At 57.3% G+C, this 16,923-nt stretch carries 12 protein-coding genes, 2 tRNA genes and 1 rRNA gene; 14 read left to right on the top strand and 1 reads right to left on the bottom strand.

Features of this window, described 5'->3' with window-relative positions:
• Positions 1-44: 44 nt before the first annotated feature.
• Positions 45-182 carry a 50S ribosomal protein L34 gene (gene rpmH / locus HMPREF2682_RS06595; RefSeq protein ID WP_049332235.1) on the bottom strand — a complete coding sequence of 46 codons (138 nt, stop codon included), beginning with the start codon at positions 180-182 and terminating at the stop codon, positions 45-47.
• Positions 183-752: 570 nt separating this feature from the next.
• Here rpmH and dnaA point away from each other — a divergent pair.
• From dnaA to HMPREF2682_RS06525, 14 genes are all read left to right on the top strand, one after another.
• The gene (gene dnaA / locus HMPREF2682_RS06590; protein WP_070832496.1) at positions 753-2,462 is read left to right on the top strand and encodes a chromosomal replication initiator protein DnaA; all 1,710 of its coding nucleotides are present in this window, start codon (positions 753-755) and stop codon (positions 2,460-2,462) included.
• Between the two features lie 800 nt (positions 2,463-3,262).
• On the top strand, positions 3,263-4,387 hold the full coding sequence (gene dnaN / locus HMPREF2682_RS06585) for a DNA polymerase III subunit beta (protein WP_070832493.1): 1,125 nt from the start codon (positions 3,263-3,265) through the stop codon (positions 4,385-4,387).
• Between the two features lie 114 nt (positions 4,388-4,501).
• On the top strand, positions 4,502-5,731 hold the full coding sequence (gene recF, locus HMPREF2682_RS06580; RefSeq protein ID WP_070832485.1) for a DNA replication/repair protein RecF: 1,230 nt from the start codon (positions 4,502-4,504) through the stop codon (positions 5,729-5,731).
• A gap of 97 nt (positions 5,732-5,828) precedes the next feature.
• Positions 5,829-6,419: a DciA family protein gene (locus tag HMPREF2682_RS06575; protein WP_369825420.1), complete on the top strand. Its 591-nt coding sequence runs from the start codon at positions 5,829-5,831 to the stop codon at positions 6,417-6,419.
• 443 nt (positions 6,420-6,862) lie between these two features.
• The gene (gyrB, locus tag HMPREF2682_RS06570; protein WP_070832478.1) at positions 6,863-8,893 is read left to right on the top strand and encodes a DNA topoisomerase (ATP-hydrolyzing) subunit B; all 2,031 of its coding nucleotides are present in this window, start codon (positions 6,863-6,865) and stop codon (positions 8,891-8,893) included.
• Between the two features lie 79 nt (positions 8,894-8,972).
• A complete protein-coding gene (gyrA, locus tag HMPREF2682_RS06565) occupies positions 8,973-11,603 on the top strand; it encodes a DNA gyrase subunit A (RefSeq protein ID WP_070832475.1) in 2,631 nt (876 codons plus the stop codon).
• Complete coding sequence (locus tag HMPREF2682_RS06560; RefSeq protein ID WP_070832473.1) at positions 11,603-12,199, top strand: DUF3566 domain-containing protein; 597 nt, start codon at positions 11,603-11,605, stop codon at positions 12,197-12,199. The genes gyrA and HMPREF2682_RS06560 overlap by 1 nt, the downstream gene beginning before the upstream one ends.
• A gap of 185 nt (positions 12,200-12,384) precedes the next feature.
• Positions 12,385-12,458 (top strand) — tRNA-Ile (locus HMPREF2682_RS06555).
• Between the two features lie 144 nt (positions 12,459-12,602).
• A tRNA-Ala gene (locus HMPREF2682_RS06550) sits at positions 12,603-12,675 on the top strand.
• Between the two features lie 3 nt (positions 12,676-12,678).
• A 5S ribosomal RNA gene (gene rrf / locus HMPREF2682_RS06545) occupies positions 12,679-12,795 on the top strand.
• A 573-nt stretch (positions 12,796-13,368) separates the two neighbouring features.
• Positions 13,369-14,595: an inorganic phosphate transporter gene (locus tag HMPREF2682_RS06540; protein WP_070832470.1), complete on the top strand. Its 1,227-nt coding sequence runs from the start codon at positions 13,369-13,371 to the stop codon at positions 14,593-14,595.
• Positions 14,596-14,609: 14 nt separating this feature from the next.
• Positions 14,610-14,903: a hypothetical protein gene (locus HMPREF2682_RS06535; RefSeq protein WP_070737430.1), complete on the top strand. Its 294-nt coding sequence runs from the start codon at positions 14,610-14,612 to the stop codon at positions 14,901-14,903.
• A 50-nt stretch (positions 14,904-14,953) separates the two neighbouring features.
• Positions 14,954-15,406 (top strand): DUF3349 domain-containing protein, encoded by a 453-nt coding sequence (locus HMPREF2682_RS06530; RefSeq protein ID WP_070737427.1) that lies wholly within the window; start codon positions 14,954-14,956, stop codon positions 15,404-15,406.
• 204 nt (positions 15,407-15,610) lie between these two features.
• Positions 15,611-16,804: an acetamidase gene (locus tag HMPREF2682_RS06525; RefSeq protein ID WP_070832467.1), complete on the top strand. Its 1,194-nt coding sequence runs from the start codon at positions 15,611-15,613 to the stop codon at positions 16,802-16,804.
• Positions 16,805-16,923 lie beyond the last annotated feature (119 nt).

The raw sequence follows: 16,923 nt of genomic DNA, 5'->3' as shown, positions 1-16,923 counted from the left end.
CCCCGCCGATGCGTGTGCATCGGCGGGCGAACTATATGCCGTGATTAGGCCGAGAGCTTTGCGCGGCCCTTACCGCGGCGGTTCGACAGAATCGCGCGGCCTGCACGGGTACGCATACGCAGACGGAAGCCGTGCTTCTTAGCGCGACGGCGGTTGTTCGGCTGGAAAGTACGCTTGCTCATACTTTGTCTCCTTGATTTTTGCGGTTCGTGCCCTCACGGGGTATCGGAACCGTACGCTTCTTGGTGCACGGAGGTACCGCGACTATTCGCAGTAGGCGGTGCACACACAACAGCACAACTTTAGAAGAGTGGAGGGCGTAAATCAAGTTCTTGGGGCGTTTTTCCGCGTGATTCCAGGCTCGTTTGCGCCGTGGAGGTGGTGATTGCGGTGCATTTATGGGCTGTGGAGAAGCCCCTGATACAGAGGCTACAAACCTGGGGATATTTACAGTGGCACGATATCCACCGCGGTGCACAACAGTCTCTTACCCCCGCCCACCGAAGAGTTATCCACAACCCAGTATTCCTGAGACGTTCCGCAGAATATCAAGGAAGAACCCTCGCTATGCACTTAAATCCACCGCTTATCCACTTCTGTAATTACAAGTTTTCCACCGTGTGGAAAACTCTTGTGGATAACTTTCTCCACCTGTGTATTAACCGGGTAGAATCTTAATGACCTCGCGGTGGTTTCCGGCATGATTTCTTTACTGCGCCACCGCTTCACATCGAGTGAAAGTAAAGAATTCCATGACCGATTCCCTTCAGGCGCGCTGGGCGCATCTGCTCTCCATTCTTGCCGCCGACCCGGCGGTGACGGCACGTCAGCGCGGTTTCGTGAATCTTGCGCAGCCTCAGGGACTGATGGGTTCTTCTCGCCTCATCATTGAGGTGCCGAATAAGCTCACTCGTGCGGTCTTTGAGGAGCAGATTAGTGCTTCGTTCCGTGCGGCTTTGCACGAGGCTTTTGGTCCGTCGACCACTGCGCTTTTTGATGTGAATGAGTCCATGGTTCCGGTTGAATCTGCACGTCAGGACGTTTTCCAGGGTGAACGTGAGGTACCTGTCGAGCACCAGCCCACCCCTTCGGTAGCGACGGCTTCTGCACATCCTGAGGCGCCCGCCGGTTCGCGCGCTTTTGAGTACTACACCGAGCCGCATCCGGGCCCTGATCACTATGAGGTACCCGCTGATGAGCAGGTCACCCGCCCATCCCTGCAGGCTCTGGAGGCGGAGCGTGCTGGCTTCCCCTCCGCTCAGCAGTCGGCTCCCGTAGCTCCTGCCGCGGGTGTACCGGCGCCTCGCGAATATCCGGCGCCCCTGCCCACTTTCGTTCCGGACGCCCCGACGGTACCGGAGTCTCAACAGGTGCATCCGCATGAAGACCCGGAAAACGCGCCGACGTGGGATAGCTCTGCCCGACTGAACCCGAACTACACCTTCGATACCTTCGTGATTGGGCAGTCCAACCGCTTTGCGCACGCGAGCGCTTTCGCGGTGGCGGAGCAGCCCGGCATTGTCTACAACCCGCTGTTCATCTACGGCGGTTCGGGTCTGGGCAAGACCCACCTGCTGCACGCGATCGGCCACTACACCAAGTACCTGTACCCGAACCTACGCGTGCGCTACGTGAATTCTGAGGAATTCACGAACGATTTCATCAACTCGATTCGTGACGATGAGGGCTCGTCGTTCAAACAGATTTACCGCAATGTCGACGTTCTGCTGATTGACGATATCCAGTTTTTGGCGGGGAAAGAGGCGACGATGGAGGAGTTCTTCCATACCTTCAACGCCCTGTACAACCACCAGAAGCAGATCGTGATTACCTCTGATTTGCCGCCGAAGCAGCTGACCGGTTTCGCTGAGCGTATGCGTTCGCGTTTCGGTTCGGGCCTGAACGTGGATGTGCAGCCTCCGGAGCTGGAGACCCGTATTGCGATTCTGCGGAAGAAGGCTCAGAACGAGATTTTGCCGGTGCGCGATGACGTCATGGAGTACATTGCTTCCCATGTCACGGCCAATATTCGCGAGTTGGAGGGCGCTCTGATTCGTGCGAGCGCTGCCGCCTCGATGAAGAAGCCGCCGGAGCCCATTACCCTGGCTGAGGCTGAGACCTATCTGAAGGATTTGCTCTCTGATACCGGTGGTGCGGAGATTACGTCGGCGCTGGTTTTGGCGACGGTGGCGAAGTATTTTGATGTGTCCATTGAGGATATGCAGTCGAAGTCTCGCACCCGTACGCTCACGAATGCGCGCCAGGTGGCGATGTATCTGTTGCGTGAGCTGACCGAGATGTCTCTGCCGCGTATTGGTAACGATTTGGGTGGCCGCGACCATACGACGGTGATGCACGCGGTACGTAAGGTGAGCGCGCAGATGGCGGAGCGTCAGACCATTTTCAATCAGGTCACTGAGCTGACGAATTTGATCCGCCAGGAGCAGCGCGCCGCCGGCTAGAAGTGCTCTAGAAGCGTTTTTGTTCCCTGCCCCGTAGCTTATTTTGCGTCTTGACTAGGTGTTTTATGGGTTGCGGGGCAGGGATTTCGCGTTGATTCCAAGGATTTTAGTGACTCGAAAAGCTGGATTTTCGGGGTGTGGATAAGCTGTGCTTTAACTCATGCGTTCATGTGGACGTTAAGTGCATGAATATTCAAAAGGTGTGGAATCGAGGAAATGTATAAATATCCATACACAATGCATCCTCAGTGTAGGGTGGATTCTTCCACTTAATGTCCACAGGCTACTTCCGCGTCATTGCAGGCAAGGAAGGGGTTTTCCACCGTTTCCACAAGCGTTAACAATACTACTGTACTTAAAGAAAAAATCCTCCCCATAACAAATAGTTCTGCTCGACCGAACGGTCTGGATCAGGTTTTTCTATGCGCCGCTACTGAAAACGTAGATTTTTGCGGATTTGGATCAAGAGCTGCACGCTCTCTCTTAGGTTGGGTTTAGAAAAGAAACCAACACTGAACCATTGCCTGGTTCGAACCTGTTTTCGAGTGGGTTTGCTACGTCTTCAGCCTCTCTTTGTAATTACAAAAATACAGCACCCTCGCATGCCTCATTTCACCCGTTTTTTCGCTGCAGAACTGACCTTCGAGTCTCTGTGTAATTACAAAATCCGGTAGGATGGATAGACGCGCGCGCGGAAGATTCACTGCGCACCAGAGCACGCGATATCTCCGGCTCTATCGCCCAAAGCTTTACGTGCGCCCACAACCTAACTCTCCAATTCCGTGAAAGGCGCCTTCTCGATGAAATTCACCGTTGAACGCGATGTCCTTGCCGAAGCAGTCGGCTGGACGGCACGCTCACTTCCGCTGCGTCCCACCTCCCCCGTACTCAACGGTCTGCTGATTACCGCCTCCGCAGGTGAGGTCAGCATCGCAAGCTTCGATCACGAGACCAGCGCCCGCCAGGTCATTGCAGCCGATGTTGAAGCAGAAGGCGTGTGCCTGGTTCCCGGCAAGATCCTGGCAGAAATTTGCCGCTCCCTACCGAATGCACCCGTCGAGTTCACCGCAGATGAGTCCGTGATTCGTATTCACTGCCGTTCCGCTAACTTCCAGCTGGCTGGCATGCCGGTCGTGGACTACCCCGAGCTTCCCGAGCTTCCCGAAATTTCGGGTACCGTGGACGGCGCCGAATTCGCTGAAGCCGTCAAGCAGGTTCAGATTGCGGTGTCCAAGGATGAGACTCTGCCTCTGCTGACCGGTATCCGCGTGGAAATCAACGGTGACACCATGACCCTGCTCGCCACCGACCGCTACCGCCTGGCTATGCGCGAAATCAAGTGGAACCCGGTCAACCCCGAGGTTCAGGCGGCTGTGCTGCTGAAGGCTAAGACCGTCTCTGAGGTGGGTAGCACCCTCTCCGGTTCCGGTGAGCTGTCTATTGCTCTGCCCGCTGCAGGTGAGCTGATTGGTTTCGCCGCTGGCACCCGTCGCACCACCAGCGTTCTGATGGACGGCGACTACCCCAACATTCGTGCACTGTTCCCCGAGCAGACCCCGATTCACGCGGTGGTTCGCACCTCCGACTTGGCTGAGGCAGCTCGTCGTATCTCCCTCGTGGCGGAGCGTAACACTCCCCTGCGTCTGAAGTTCACCCAGGGTTCGGTCGCTATTGATGCCGGCCGCGGTGACGAGGCTCAGGCTTCTGAGACCCTGCAAGCGCACCTGTCCGGTGAAGACATCACCGTTGCGTACAACCCCGCATACCTGTCGGATGGTTTGAAGGTGTTCGGTACCGAGTTCGTGCGTTTCTCCTTCACCGATGCGCCGAAGCCCGCCGTGATTTCCGGTCAGGACGAGCCGCTGGCTGAGGACGACCGTAACTACCGTTACCTGCTGATGCCGGTTCGCCTGCCCTCGAACTAGTAGCTAGCCGCCCCGCGCGCCTCCCAAGGTTCTGCCCAAGGAAGCCCGCGGGGCTGTGTTTTCTGCCCGCCCGCACCCATCCCCCAACCGAACCGCACGAAAGGAGCTGCACCGGTGTATATCGACCATATTTCGTTGTTGGATTACCGCACCTACGCTCTGCTGAGCTTGCCTCTTTCGGCGGGAGTCACGGTTTTTCTGGGCTCTAACGGTGTGGGTAAAACCAATATTGTTGAGGCGATTGACTATGCGGCGTCTCTGTCTTCGCACCGCGTGAGCCATGACGGGCCGCTGGTGCGGATGGGGGCTTCGCGCGCCTATATTCGCACCCGTACGGTGCGCGGTTCGCAGCAGACGGTGACTGAGTTTGAGATTGCTCCGGGGCAGAGTAACCGCGTGCGCATTAACCGTGCCGCGCCGGTGCGTGCAAAGGAGGCGCTGGGTATTGCCCGCACGGTGCTGTTCTCCCCGGAGGATTTGCAATTGGTGAAGGGCGATCCGGCGGGTCGTCGCCGTTTTGTGGATGAGCTGGCGACCTCTTTGCGTCCTGTGGTTGCTGGGTACCGTAGCGAGTATGAGCGGATTTTGCGTCAGCGCAATTCGCTACTGAAATCCATGCAGCGTAAGGCACGGGACGAGAACGCTTTGAGTACCCTGGCGGTTTGGGATGAGCAGCTATCGACCCTGGGTGCCCAGCTGCTTTCTGCGCGTTTTCGCCTGCTGCAGCGCTTTTTGCCGCAGCTTCGCCGCGCCTACGCGGGGCTGACGGACGGCTCAAAGGAAGTCGGTTTCAACTATGAGTCGACTGTTTTTTCGAGCATGGGCGAGCGCTCAATCGAGCACGCGGCGCTGATGCGCATTGAGGACCTCAAAGAGGCTTTGATGCGCGGTTTTGCGGAGCGTCGGCGCGATGAGATTGAGCGCGGTGTGACCCTGGTGGGGCCGCACCGTGAGGATATTACCCTGCTGCTTGGTGGCATGCCGGTGAAGCATTTCGCTTCGCACGGTGAGAGCTGGTCTTTTGCGCTGGCGCTGAAGTTGGCATCCTGGTTTGTGCATGTTGAGGATGATTCCTCAGCGGGGTCTTCGCCGATTCTGATTCTTGATGATGTGTTTGCGGAGCTGGATTCTGCGCGCCGCCACCGTCTGGGTGCGATGGTTGCTGATGCGGAGCAGGTGCTGATTACCTGTGCGGTGCTGAGCGATATTCCGGAGGAGCTGGGTGACTACCGCCTGGTGTCGGTGACGGCTGGTCATGCCGAGTATGTGCAGCCTGCCGTTGCTACTGTGGATAGCGAGGGGTCTACTGTGTCTGCGCTCGCGGAGGGTGACGGCGATGAGTAACCCTGCCCGCCCTCAAAACCATGTTTCACGTGAAACATACGACGAGTTTGCGGAACTGCAGTTTACAGAGCCTCAAAACCCGCGCGAGGTTGATAGCGTGGGCGAGTTCTATCGCGACGAGGTGGACGCCCCCTCCGCCCTACTGACCCGTATGCGCGTGGCGGCTCAGGAACGTGGCGAAGCGCCTCTCAACGCCTTCTCTGCGAATAAAATCATGCGCGATTTCGGTGCAGTCATGTCCGGCACCGCCTCGAAGAAGAAATCACGGCGAGCGCAGGGCTGGGACCCTCGCGTGATGGGTGGTTATAGTGGCCCCGGAGAGAGCTCTCGCGACCCTAAACCCCTCGGTGGCATCGTTAGTGCCCTGATTCGCTCTCGCGGCTGGAAAGAGCCCGTGGCGGTCTCTAGCGTGCTGGCGCGTTGGGCTGAGCTTGTGGGCCCCGAAATCGCCGCGCATACCCGCCCGATCAGCTTCGAAAACTCCATCGTTGAAGTCCAGTGCGACTCTACCGCCTGGACCACGCAGCTGCGTCTGATGCATGGGCACCTTATCGAACTTTTCCGCAGGGAACTGGGCGAGGGTGTCGTAGCTCAGGTCCGCGTGTTGGGCCCGAATAACGGTCGCTGGAGTCAGCGAGGCTATCGGCGCGCCACCGGCATGCGCGGTGTGCGCGATACCTACGGGTAGGCGCATCGCGTCGCTGCGTCGCATTGCCACGGCGGGAAACTGAGACATTGGGGGCGTTGTATGAAACGTGCCCCTTTTCTGCACCTCATGATTTTCTGCACGCTATGAAAGCTTTAGAATCGCCGGCAACCTCCACGAAGTGGTGAACCGTACCCCCTATCTCAAAAGGGGGTTGAAACACTCTAAACCGCCTTTGCGGGCTTTTGAGCGGGTGGTGGCGCCCAAAAAAGCTCAATATGTGACGTATGTAGATGGTTTTATGCTCTCTTGCTCGGTAAAATAAAAGAGACAATGCGTAAAGTGTGCCCACCTATGGGCATCACCGGCAACGCGGGTTGTGCAGGCGCCATCTGGTGCCCTTCGTGAGGCGTTCTAGGCTCCCCTCTGAGCTGCCCGCAGTTCTTCTTCGCCGGTTGCATCATCTACTCAAGGAGTTCTGCCTCGTGGCATCTGAACAGAATGCATCTGAACAGCCGCATGAATACGGTGCATCCGATATTACCGTGCTGGAAGGTCTGGAAGCGGTTCGTAAGCGCCCCGGCATGTACATTGGCTCGACCACTGAGCGCGGTCTGCACCACCTGGTCTACGAGGTTGTAGATAACTCGGTCGATGAGGCGCTCGCCGGCTACGCCTCCGAAATTGACGTGACCATTCAGGCTGACGGCTCCGTCCGCGTGAAGGACGACGGCCGCGGTATCCCCGTGGATGAGCACCCCACCGAGCACAAGTCCACCGTTGAGGTTGTCATGACCGTGCTGCACGCTGGCGGTAAGTTCGGCGGCGGCGGCTACTCGGTCTCCGGTGGTCTGCACGGCGTGGGTATCTCCGTGGTGAACGCGCTGTCTACCCGCGTGATTACCGAGGTGCACCGCCAGGGCTACGCATGGCATATTTCCTTCTCGAACGGTGGCGTGCCGGACGGCCCTCTGCGTCGCGGCGAGCCCTCCGATAAGACCGGCACGATTCAGACGTTCTACCCGGACCCGGAGATTTTTGAGACCGTCGAGTTCGACTTTGAGACTCTGCGCGCTCGCTTCCAGCAGATGGCCTTCCTGAACAAGGGCCTGACTATCACCCTGACCGATGAGCGCGAGAAGTTCACCGGTGACGAGGTTGCCGAAGAGGAAAAGGAAAACACTCTCAACCGAGTGCGTGCGAACGCTGACGGTTTCACGACCGTCACTTACCGTTACGACAACGGTCTGTTTGACTACGTGCACTTCCTGAACGCCGGCGCGAAGACCATCGTGAACGAAGAGATTGTCTCCTTCGAATCCGAGGATTCCGACCGTAACATGAGCCTGGAAGTGGCCATGCAGTGGACCGGTGCGTACAAGGAATCCGTCTACTCCTACGCAAACACGATCAACACCCACGAGGGTGGCACTCACGAAGAGGGTTTCCGTGCCGCGCTGACCTCCCTGGTGAACCGTTACGCTCGCGACAACAAGCTGTTGCGCGATAAGGACGATAACCTCACCGGTGAAGACGTGCGTGAGGGCCTGACCGCGGTCATCTCGATTAAGATTTCCGAGCCGCAGTTCGAGGGTCAGACGAAGACCAAGCTGGGTAACTCGGAGGCGAAGTCCTTCACCCAGCGCGAGGTGAACGATCACCTGAGCGACTGGTTCGACCGTAACCCCGCAGTGGCCAAGGATATTGTGCGTCGCGCGATTACCGCCGCCCAGGCGCGTATCGCCGCCCGTAAGGCCCGTGAGACGACCCGCCGCAAGGGCCTGCTGGAGACCAGCTCCATGCCCGGTAAGCTCAAGGACTGCTCTTCGAAGGACCCGTCGATCTCTGAGATTTACCTGGTGGAGGGTGACTCCGCGGGTGGTTCGGCGGTTCAGGGCCGTAACCCGAACACTCAGGCCATTCTGCCGCTGCGCGGTAAGATCCTGAACGTCGAGCGCGCTCGCCTGGACCGCGCCCTGTCGAACGCCGAAATTCAGGCGATGATTACCGCCTTCGGTACCGGCATCGGCGACGACTTCAACATCGAAAAGGCCCGTTACCACAAGATCGTGCTCATGGCCGATGCTGACGTGGACGGCCAGCACATCACGACCCTGCTGCTGACCCTGCTCTTCCGCTTCATGCGCCCGCTGATCGAGGCCGGTTACGTGTACCTGGCTCAGCCGCCGCTGTACCGCATCAAGTGGTCGAACGCCCCGCACGATTACGTCTACTCCGATGCAGAGCGCGACGAGGCTCTGGCACGTGGTTTGGCGAATAACCAGCGTCTGCCCAAGGACAACGGTATTCAGCGTTACAAGGGTCTGGGCGAGATGGACTACACCGAGCTGTGGGACACCACCATGGATCCGGCTCGTCGTACCCTGCTTCAGGTGAAGATGGAGGATGCAGCTGCTGCTGACCAGATCTTCTCTGTTCTGATGGGTGAGGATGTTGAGGCTCGTCGTGAGTTTATCCAACAGAACGCAAAGGACATTCGATTCCTCGATATCTAGCATGAAACGACATATGTCCCGTATGGAATATGTCAAATGAGCTATATAGCCGAGCGAGTCATTGAGGAATGAGAAAGTAATGAGCGAAGAACAGCAGAATAAATCCGCTGAGGTTGACGTAGTCAGCAACGGTGGCGCTGAAAGCGTAGACCACCACGGTCACATTGAACAGGTGGACCTGCAGACTGAAATGCAGCGTTCCTACCTGGACTACGCAATGGCGGTTATTATTGGCCGCGCCCTGCCGGATGTGCGTGACGGCCTCAAGCCCGTGCACCGCCGCGTAATCTACGCGATGTACGACGGCGGCTACCGCCCGGACCGATCCTTCAATAAGTGCGCCCGCGTGGTTGGCGATGTGATGGGTCAGTTCCACCCCCACGGCGATAGCGCTATCTACGACACCCTGGTGCGTCTGATTCAGAGCTGGATTATGCGTTACCCGCTGGCGCTGGGTCAGGGTAACTTCGGTTCTCCCGGTAACGACGGTGCTGCAGCGCCTCGATACACCGAGACCAAGATGGCACCCATCGCCCTGGAGATGGTGCGTGACATCAACGAGGACACCGTTGACTTCCAGCCCAACTACGATGGCAAGTCCCTGGAACCGACCGTTCTGCCCGCGCGCATCCCGAACCTGCTGGTCAACGGTTCTTCGGGTATTGCTGTGGGTATGGCGACCAATATCCCGCCGCACAACCTGCGTGAGGTTGCTGAGGGTGTGGAGTGGTTCCTGAAGAACCCGCACGCCACCAATGAGGAGCTGCTGAACGCTCTGATGGCTCGTATTAAGGGCCCGGATTTCCCGACCGGTGCACAGATTCTGGGCACCAAGGGCATTGAGGATGCGTACCGCACCGGCCGCGGCTCCATCACTATGCGCGCGGTGGTCAACGTGGAGGAAATCCACGGTCGCACCTGCCTGGTGGTCACCGAGCTGCCGTACCAGGCGAACCCGGATAACCTGGCGATTAAGATTGCTGAGCTCATCAAGGACGGTAAGGTTACCGGCATCGCGGATTTGCGCGATGAGACGTCGGGTCGTACCGGTCAGCGCCTGGTGATTGTGCTCAAGCGTGATGCATCCCCGAAGGTTGTGCTGAACAACCTGTACAAGCACACCCAGCTGCAGGAGAACTTCTCCGCGAATATGCTCGCCATTGTGGATGGCGTGCCGCGCACCCTGTCCCTGGATGCGTTTGTGCGTCACTGGGTGGATCACCAGATGGACGTTATCGTTCGTCGTACCCGTTACCGTCTGCGTCAGGCGGAGGAAGAGGCGCACATCCTGCGCGGCCTGCTGAAGGCTCTGGATGCTCTGGATGAGGTTATTGCCCTGATTCGCCGCTCCCCCACCGCTGATGAGGCGCGTAGCGGCCTGATGGAGTTCCTGCAGATTGATGAGGCTCAGGCTCAGGCAATTCTGAACATGCAGCTGCGTCGTTTGGCTGCTTTGGAGCGTCAGAAGATTCAGGATCGTCACGATGAGCTGATGCGCATGATCGCTGAGTACAACGCGATTATTGCTTCGGAGACTCGCCAGCGCGAGATTATCTCTGAGGAGCTGGGCGAGATTGTGAACCGCTATGGCGATGAGCGTCGCACCCAGATTATGTACGGCTACAACGGCGACATGTCCATGGAAGACCTCATCCCTGAGGAAGAGGTCGTGGTTACGATTACTCGCGGCGGCTACATTAAGCGCACCCGCAGTGATCAGTACCGTAGCCAGCACCGCGGCGGTAAGGGCATTAAGGGTGCCTCGCTGCGCGGTGATGACGTGGTGGAGCACTTCTTCGTGACCACTACGCACAGCTGGATTCTGTTCTTCACGAACCTGGGTCGCGTGTACCGTGCGAAGGGTTACGAGCTGCAGGAAGCTGGTCGTGACGCGAAGGGCCAGCACATTGCGAACCTGCTGGAGTTCCAGGGCGGTGAGCATATTGCTCAGGTGATGGAGCTGAAGAGCTATGAGGATGCTGAGTACCTGGTGCTTGCTACTCGCGGCGGCATGGTGAAGAAGAGCCGCCTGAGCGATTACGATACGAACCGTACTGCCGGCCTGATTGCGATTAACCTGCGTGAGGGCGATGAGGTTGTTTCGGCGTTCACCGTTTCGGATAAGGACGATATTCTGCTGGTGTCGCGTAACGGTATGTCGCTGCGCTTCCACGCTGATGATGCGTCGCTGCGCCCGATGGGTCGTTCGACCTCCGGTGTGACCGGTATGAAGTTCCGTGAGGGCGATGAGCTGATTTCTGCGAATGTGGTCACTGAGGGCTCCTTCGTCTTCGTGGTCACTGAGGGTGGTTACGCGAAGCGTACGAGCGTGGATGAGTACCGCGTGCAGGGCCGTAACGGTTTCGGCATTAAGGTTGCTAAGCTAGTTGAGGATCGTGGCGCCCTGGTGGGTGGCCTCATCGTGGACGAAGAGGACGAGGTGCTGGTGGTTATGGCCAGCGGCAAGGTCGTTCGTTCGAATGTGAATGAGGTTCCTGCGAAGGGACGCGATACTATGGGTGTTATCTTTGCAAAGCCCGGTAAGGGCGATTCTATTATTGGTGTTGCACGCAACCAGGATCGTCAGCTGGATGATAGCGACGATGAAACCACTGAGAATACCGAGGCTTCGGAGTCTTCTGAGGCGCCCGGTTCGGACAACGAGGGTGAAGCGGCAGCTGCCGATCTCACCGCTACTGGAGGTAACTAATGAGCAGCACTCCCGCGAGCTCCTCTCCTGCGTCGGCACAGCGTTCGGCGTCGGCTGGAGCATCCCAGTCTTCGGGTGCGGCTAAGGCTGGCGCGCGTCGCCCGGCTCAGTCGCGTTCGGGCCAGGCTCGTCCTGGCGGTACCGCTAAGCGTCCTGCCGGCAAGCGCCCTGTAAACGCTAAGCGTCCGACCGGTTCGCGCCGTCAGCTGGTGCGTCCGGCGCCGCGTTCGAAGATTCGTCGTGCGCGCCTGGTAGTGCAGAAGGTTGATACGTGGTCGGTGGCGAAGCTGATCTTCCTGCTGTCTATTGCCCTGGGTATCGTGACCGTCGTGGCGTCGGTGATTCTCTGGCTGTTCCTGCAGGCTTCTGGTGCGTTTACCGGTGTGAATCAGCTGATTAGCTCGCTGGGTACCGGTTCGACCACTGTGGATATTTCGCAGATGATTTCGCTGGGTCAGGTTGCTTTGGTGACTACTATTTTTGCTGTGGTCAACACTGTGGTCTTTACTCTGCTGGGTATGATTGGCGCGATTCTGTACAACCTGGCTGCGAAGCTGGTTGGTGGCGTGACCTTGACTCTGAGCGATGAGTCCTAGTTTGTAGCTTTTTGAGCTTTGTGTGCGGGCGGTGCCCCTCTGGATGGAGGTGGTGCCGCCCGCTCTGTATGCTTGGGAACCCCCAATATTAAAGTGTGATACAGAACATGCTTTTTCGATTTGGTGTTACCTGCAAACACCTGTATAGTTATATCTCGTTCTACGGAAGAAATTCCGCAGAAGGAGGGCGTATAGCTCAGACGGTTAGAGCGCTTCGCTGATAACGAAGAGGTCCCAAGTTCGATTCTTGGTACGCCCACTCCACACTATGAAAGGCAATAATGAAGAAATTATTGATTCTTGCTGTTCTTTCGTGTGTCACTGTGATGGTTCTGAAAAAGTACCAGAGCAATGAAGTCGTCAAGGCTTGGAAAAATAACTAAACAGTGGTTTCCGCTGAGACGGGGGCGTGGCGCAATTGGTAGCGCATCTGCTTTGCAAGCAGAGGGTTAGGGGTTCGAGTCCCCTCGCCTCCACTTTCCGGTGATTATAGCAAGAGGGAAACGCCTGGTTCCATTCCGAACCCAGAAGCTAAGACTCTTCGCGCCGATGGTACTGCACTTTTGTGGGTGTGGGAGAGTAGGTCATCGCCGGTTTATTTTTGAAAAAGACCCCGTATCGAAAGATACGGGGTCTTTTGTTGTATCCGCTGATGTGATGCAGGGGAATCGGTGCGAATACCTCGCGACGCTGATGTGCTGCGTGCGCCGCGAGTATAGATTCAATCCTTCGTGATATTCGAATGCGCACGACTGAAGAAAACCCGCTGTTGCGGAGAATGCGCTCCGCAGAAAGCCCCACGCCGTAAAACCCACAGGGGCATCCTGTGCGGGTAGCTTGGTGACCCAAATGAGGTCTGAATAATAAAGGTGTGTCACAAAAAGAAAGCTGGGAGGTTCCTGAAAGTGAACACTTGGTGAACACACTTTAGCCTCTTGATGGATATAATCGCCCCTCTCCCCCGTGCTCTCGCATAAGCCACATAAAACAACTTAAGCATTCCGGTGGGTGCACCCTTTTTCCTGCGGAATATCGGGAGTTTTGATCCTAAAATATGGGCTCTATAGTAAAACCCTCATAAAAACCCGCTCAATACTGTGGGTTTATCTGTTATTTCGTGTTAATTCGGAATACTTTAGATTTCGCGAAAACCGACAGATAATTTTCTTGTGACTACAGAACTCATTATTCTCGTGATCGTGGTGCTGACCGCGCTCGCCTTCGACTTTACGAATGGCTTCCACGACACCGGTAATGCGATGGCAACCTCCATCGCCACCGGTGCGCTGAAGCCTAAGACCGCCGTGGCGCTGTCTGCGTCCCTGAACCTCGTCGGCGCGTTCCTCTCTGTTGAGGTGGCGCGTTCGGTCGGTAGCGGCATCGTGAACCTGGATCGTATCGATGTAACAACAGACGGCCCGGCGCTGATGCTTATCGTCTTTACCGGCCTGGTTGGCGGTATCCTCTGGAATGTTTTGACCTGGCTTCTGGGTCTTCCCTCCTCCTCGTCGCACGCTCTGTTTGGTGGCCTGATCGGTTCGGCTATTGTTGCGATCGGCTTTGACGGCGTGCAGTGGATGGGCGTTCTGTCCAAGATTATTGTTCCCGCGGTCCTCTCCCCCGTCATTGCGGCTATTGTGGCGGCAACCGGCACCTGGCTGGTCTACCGTATTGCTGCTCCGGTGGCTGACGACCGTAAGCACGGCGGCTTCCGCAAGGGACAGGTTGCAACCGCGTCCCTGATGTCTCTGGCGCACGGTACCAACGACGCGCAGAAGACCATGGGCGTGATCTTCCTGGCTCTGGTTGCTTCGGGCACTCTGAGCAACGATGACGCAATCCCCTTCTGGGTGAAGGCTTCCTGTGCGCTTGCTATTGCGCTGGGTACTTACCTGGGCGGTTGGCGTATTATCCGTACCCTCGGTAAGGGCATCGTCGAGGTGGATACCCCGCAGGGTGTTGCTGCTGACGGCGCATCCGCTGCGATTATTCTGACCTCGTCCCACTTCGGTATGGCGCTGTCCACCACTCACGTGGCATCCGGTTCGATTCTGGGTAGTGGTCTGGGTCGTAAGGGTGCTGAGGTTCGCTGGTCTGTTGCTGGCCGCATGGTGGTTGCTTGGCTGATTACCCTGCCGGCTGCCGCGATTGTGGGTGCTCTGACCTGGCTGATTGGTCACGGCCTGAATGCTCTGACCGGTACCCAGTTCATTGGCGAAATGACCGTGTTCGCTTTGTTGGTAGTCTTCTGCTTCCTGATGTGGCGTCATTCCCAGAAGGACAACATTGACGCTTCGAACGTGACTGGCGACTGGGATGAAAAGGAAGGCGCTGCAGTCACCAGCGCTGACGCATCCGCAGATCAGATTCTTGCTACTGAGAAGGCAGGTTCGTAGCCGTGGAATATCTGATGGACATTGTGAACAAGGTTATTCCGGTGCTGATTGCCGGTTTGTTCTTCGGTGCGGGCCTTCCGGCGCTGTATGCGTTCGGTCTGCGTCTGCTGGCTGGTCGTACCGAGTACACTGCGGACGGCAAGCTCGTTGAAATTGAGCCTCCGGGAACGGTGGCGAAGATTGCCGCGTCCTGCATTTTTGCTATTATCGTAGCAATCGTAATCATCGGTATTCTCTGGGTCGCTAAGGACTTTATCGACCACACTTTCGGCTGGAATATCTTCGGCGTAACCGGTGGAGGCCACTAATCCCGTGAACACTAAATTGCATATGATGACTGCTTCGAAGGAGGGGCTCGATGCCTGATAAGAGCATAATCTCTCGAGTAATCGACTGGCTGAGCGTCGGGTATCCCAAGGATGTTCCGGTGCAGGACCGCGCGGCAGTGATGGCTATTTTGAAGATGCGTCTGACCGATGAGCAGCTGCAGGAAGTTGTTCGCCAGCTCATGCAGTCTCGTGCTGCTCGTGGCGAGGCATACGTGAGTGACCAGCGCATTAACGAGTACATTCGTCGAGTGGTGGATCATACCCCGACCCCGCAGGATATTGACCGCGTCGCTAAGATTCTTGGTGCGCACGGCTTCCTGATCGCGGAGAACCACGTGAACGAGGACGCCGAGCCTACGGCTGGTGGCACCGAGTACGTGACCTACGATGATCCGACGACCGGCGAGATTCGTATCGCCGAGTTGGCTGCTGAGTCGGCTAATATTCCGGCTCCGAACGCTACTGCTGCGCAGGACGACTAAATAGCCTGCGGTGAGAGTTGAGAACTCTCATGAAGCTTGTGACCTATGGGGTGGACTGAAGTCCACCCCATAGGTTTTCTTTATGCCCTTCGAATGCTGCGCCGCGGGTTGTCAGCTCACCCATAGGTGCGGGCGGTATCCTAGAGAGACTCACTCCCTCAAACTAATGGCGGGCTTTGTGCTCGCCCTAAAACTGGAGAATCTGTGTCTTCTTCACCTACTCCTGAACCCGAAAACTCTCACCTTACGTCCACTCAAGAACCCTCTCAGGGCGTTTCTGAGGCGGCACCCGTCGCCGCTGAGGAATCCTCCGCTAAGAGCTCTTCAACCCGTGTAGATGCCGCTAAAGAGGCTATTGCCGAGCAGGCGCGCCGCCTCGTGGTTCCTCGCCGTTCCCTGCTTCTGACCGGTGGCGTGATTGCTGCCGCCGGGGTGCTTGCCGCGATGCCGCAGATTGCCGCCACCGGTGTTCTGGGTGAGGACGCTGCGGTGGTGGTTTCAAACGAGAAGCTGTTGGCGCGCCGTGAGCGTCTGGTTCGCGAGAATATTGATACCCGCTACCTGAAGATTGAGTCGCTGGGGCGCATCTATGTGGGTCAGGGGCGTACTGAACAGGATCTGCGTCTGGTGGGTTCTTTCTCCCTCACGGAGGCTGCACAAGCCGATTTGACGGCGGCAGCTACGGCTCTGACGAACCTGTCTGTCTACGGTTCTTTGCACCGGCTGAGCGTCACCTATGGCGGCGTGGACTCGGCGAATGACCCGCAGAACGTTGCTAACACCGCTACGGATGCGCCGGTGGGCCCGCTGCGCGTCAATGATTCGGCAACTCTGAAGGAAGAGCAGTGGCTGAAGGTGCTGACCGCTAACGCGGCGCTGGGTACTAATGCGAGCTACGCTCAGGTGAGTCTGCTGGCGGATGAGCTGCGCCTGAACGCCGTTGTGATTGATGAGAACTATGAGTCCCTGCTGAAGCGCTTCCGTGCGCTGGCTGAGCTGGATCTGAAGAACGAGCAGGTGCAGCAGATTCACCTGAATATTCAGTTGGCTCCGGATAAGGCGCTGACCCTGCCCTCGGGTGCGCAGTCGAAGATCTCGGTGAGCGTTGCGGAGTCTTCACGTGTGGCAACGGTGGCTGATGTGCTATCGAAGGCCGCCACGAGGAAGGAGCTGAATACCCTGGCATCGTTCTCGCTGGTGTGGAATGCCCGTGAAAAGTACCCCTCAGCGAGCCAGTGGGATGCTTTCAAGCTGGGCTTCAAGGGACCGGAGTCGAAGGAGGAGTCCGCGAAGGAGGCGCAACGTACCGCGATTCGTAAATATCTGCAGGAGGTTAGCGTCCCCCTGCAGGCTCTGACGAAGCGGGAGGCGACAGTGCCGGGTGAGGTGATTACCTAAACCCATCAGTAATGTGATGGGTCTAACTAAAAAAATATGCATGAGGATTTGGTGAAGCCGCAAAAGGTGTTATAGACTAGTAGAGCACCACGGGGGCGTGGCGCAATTGGTAGCGCATC

The organism is Rothia sp. HMSC061D12, assembly GCF_001836735.1.
In the GTDB taxonomy this organism is placed as follows: Bacteria; Actinomycetota; Actinomycetes; order Actinomycetales; family Micrococcaceae; genus Rothia.
The sequence above is the reverse complement of the archived record's forward strand: the minus strand, read 5'-3'. Positions and strand labels throughout refer to the sequence as shown.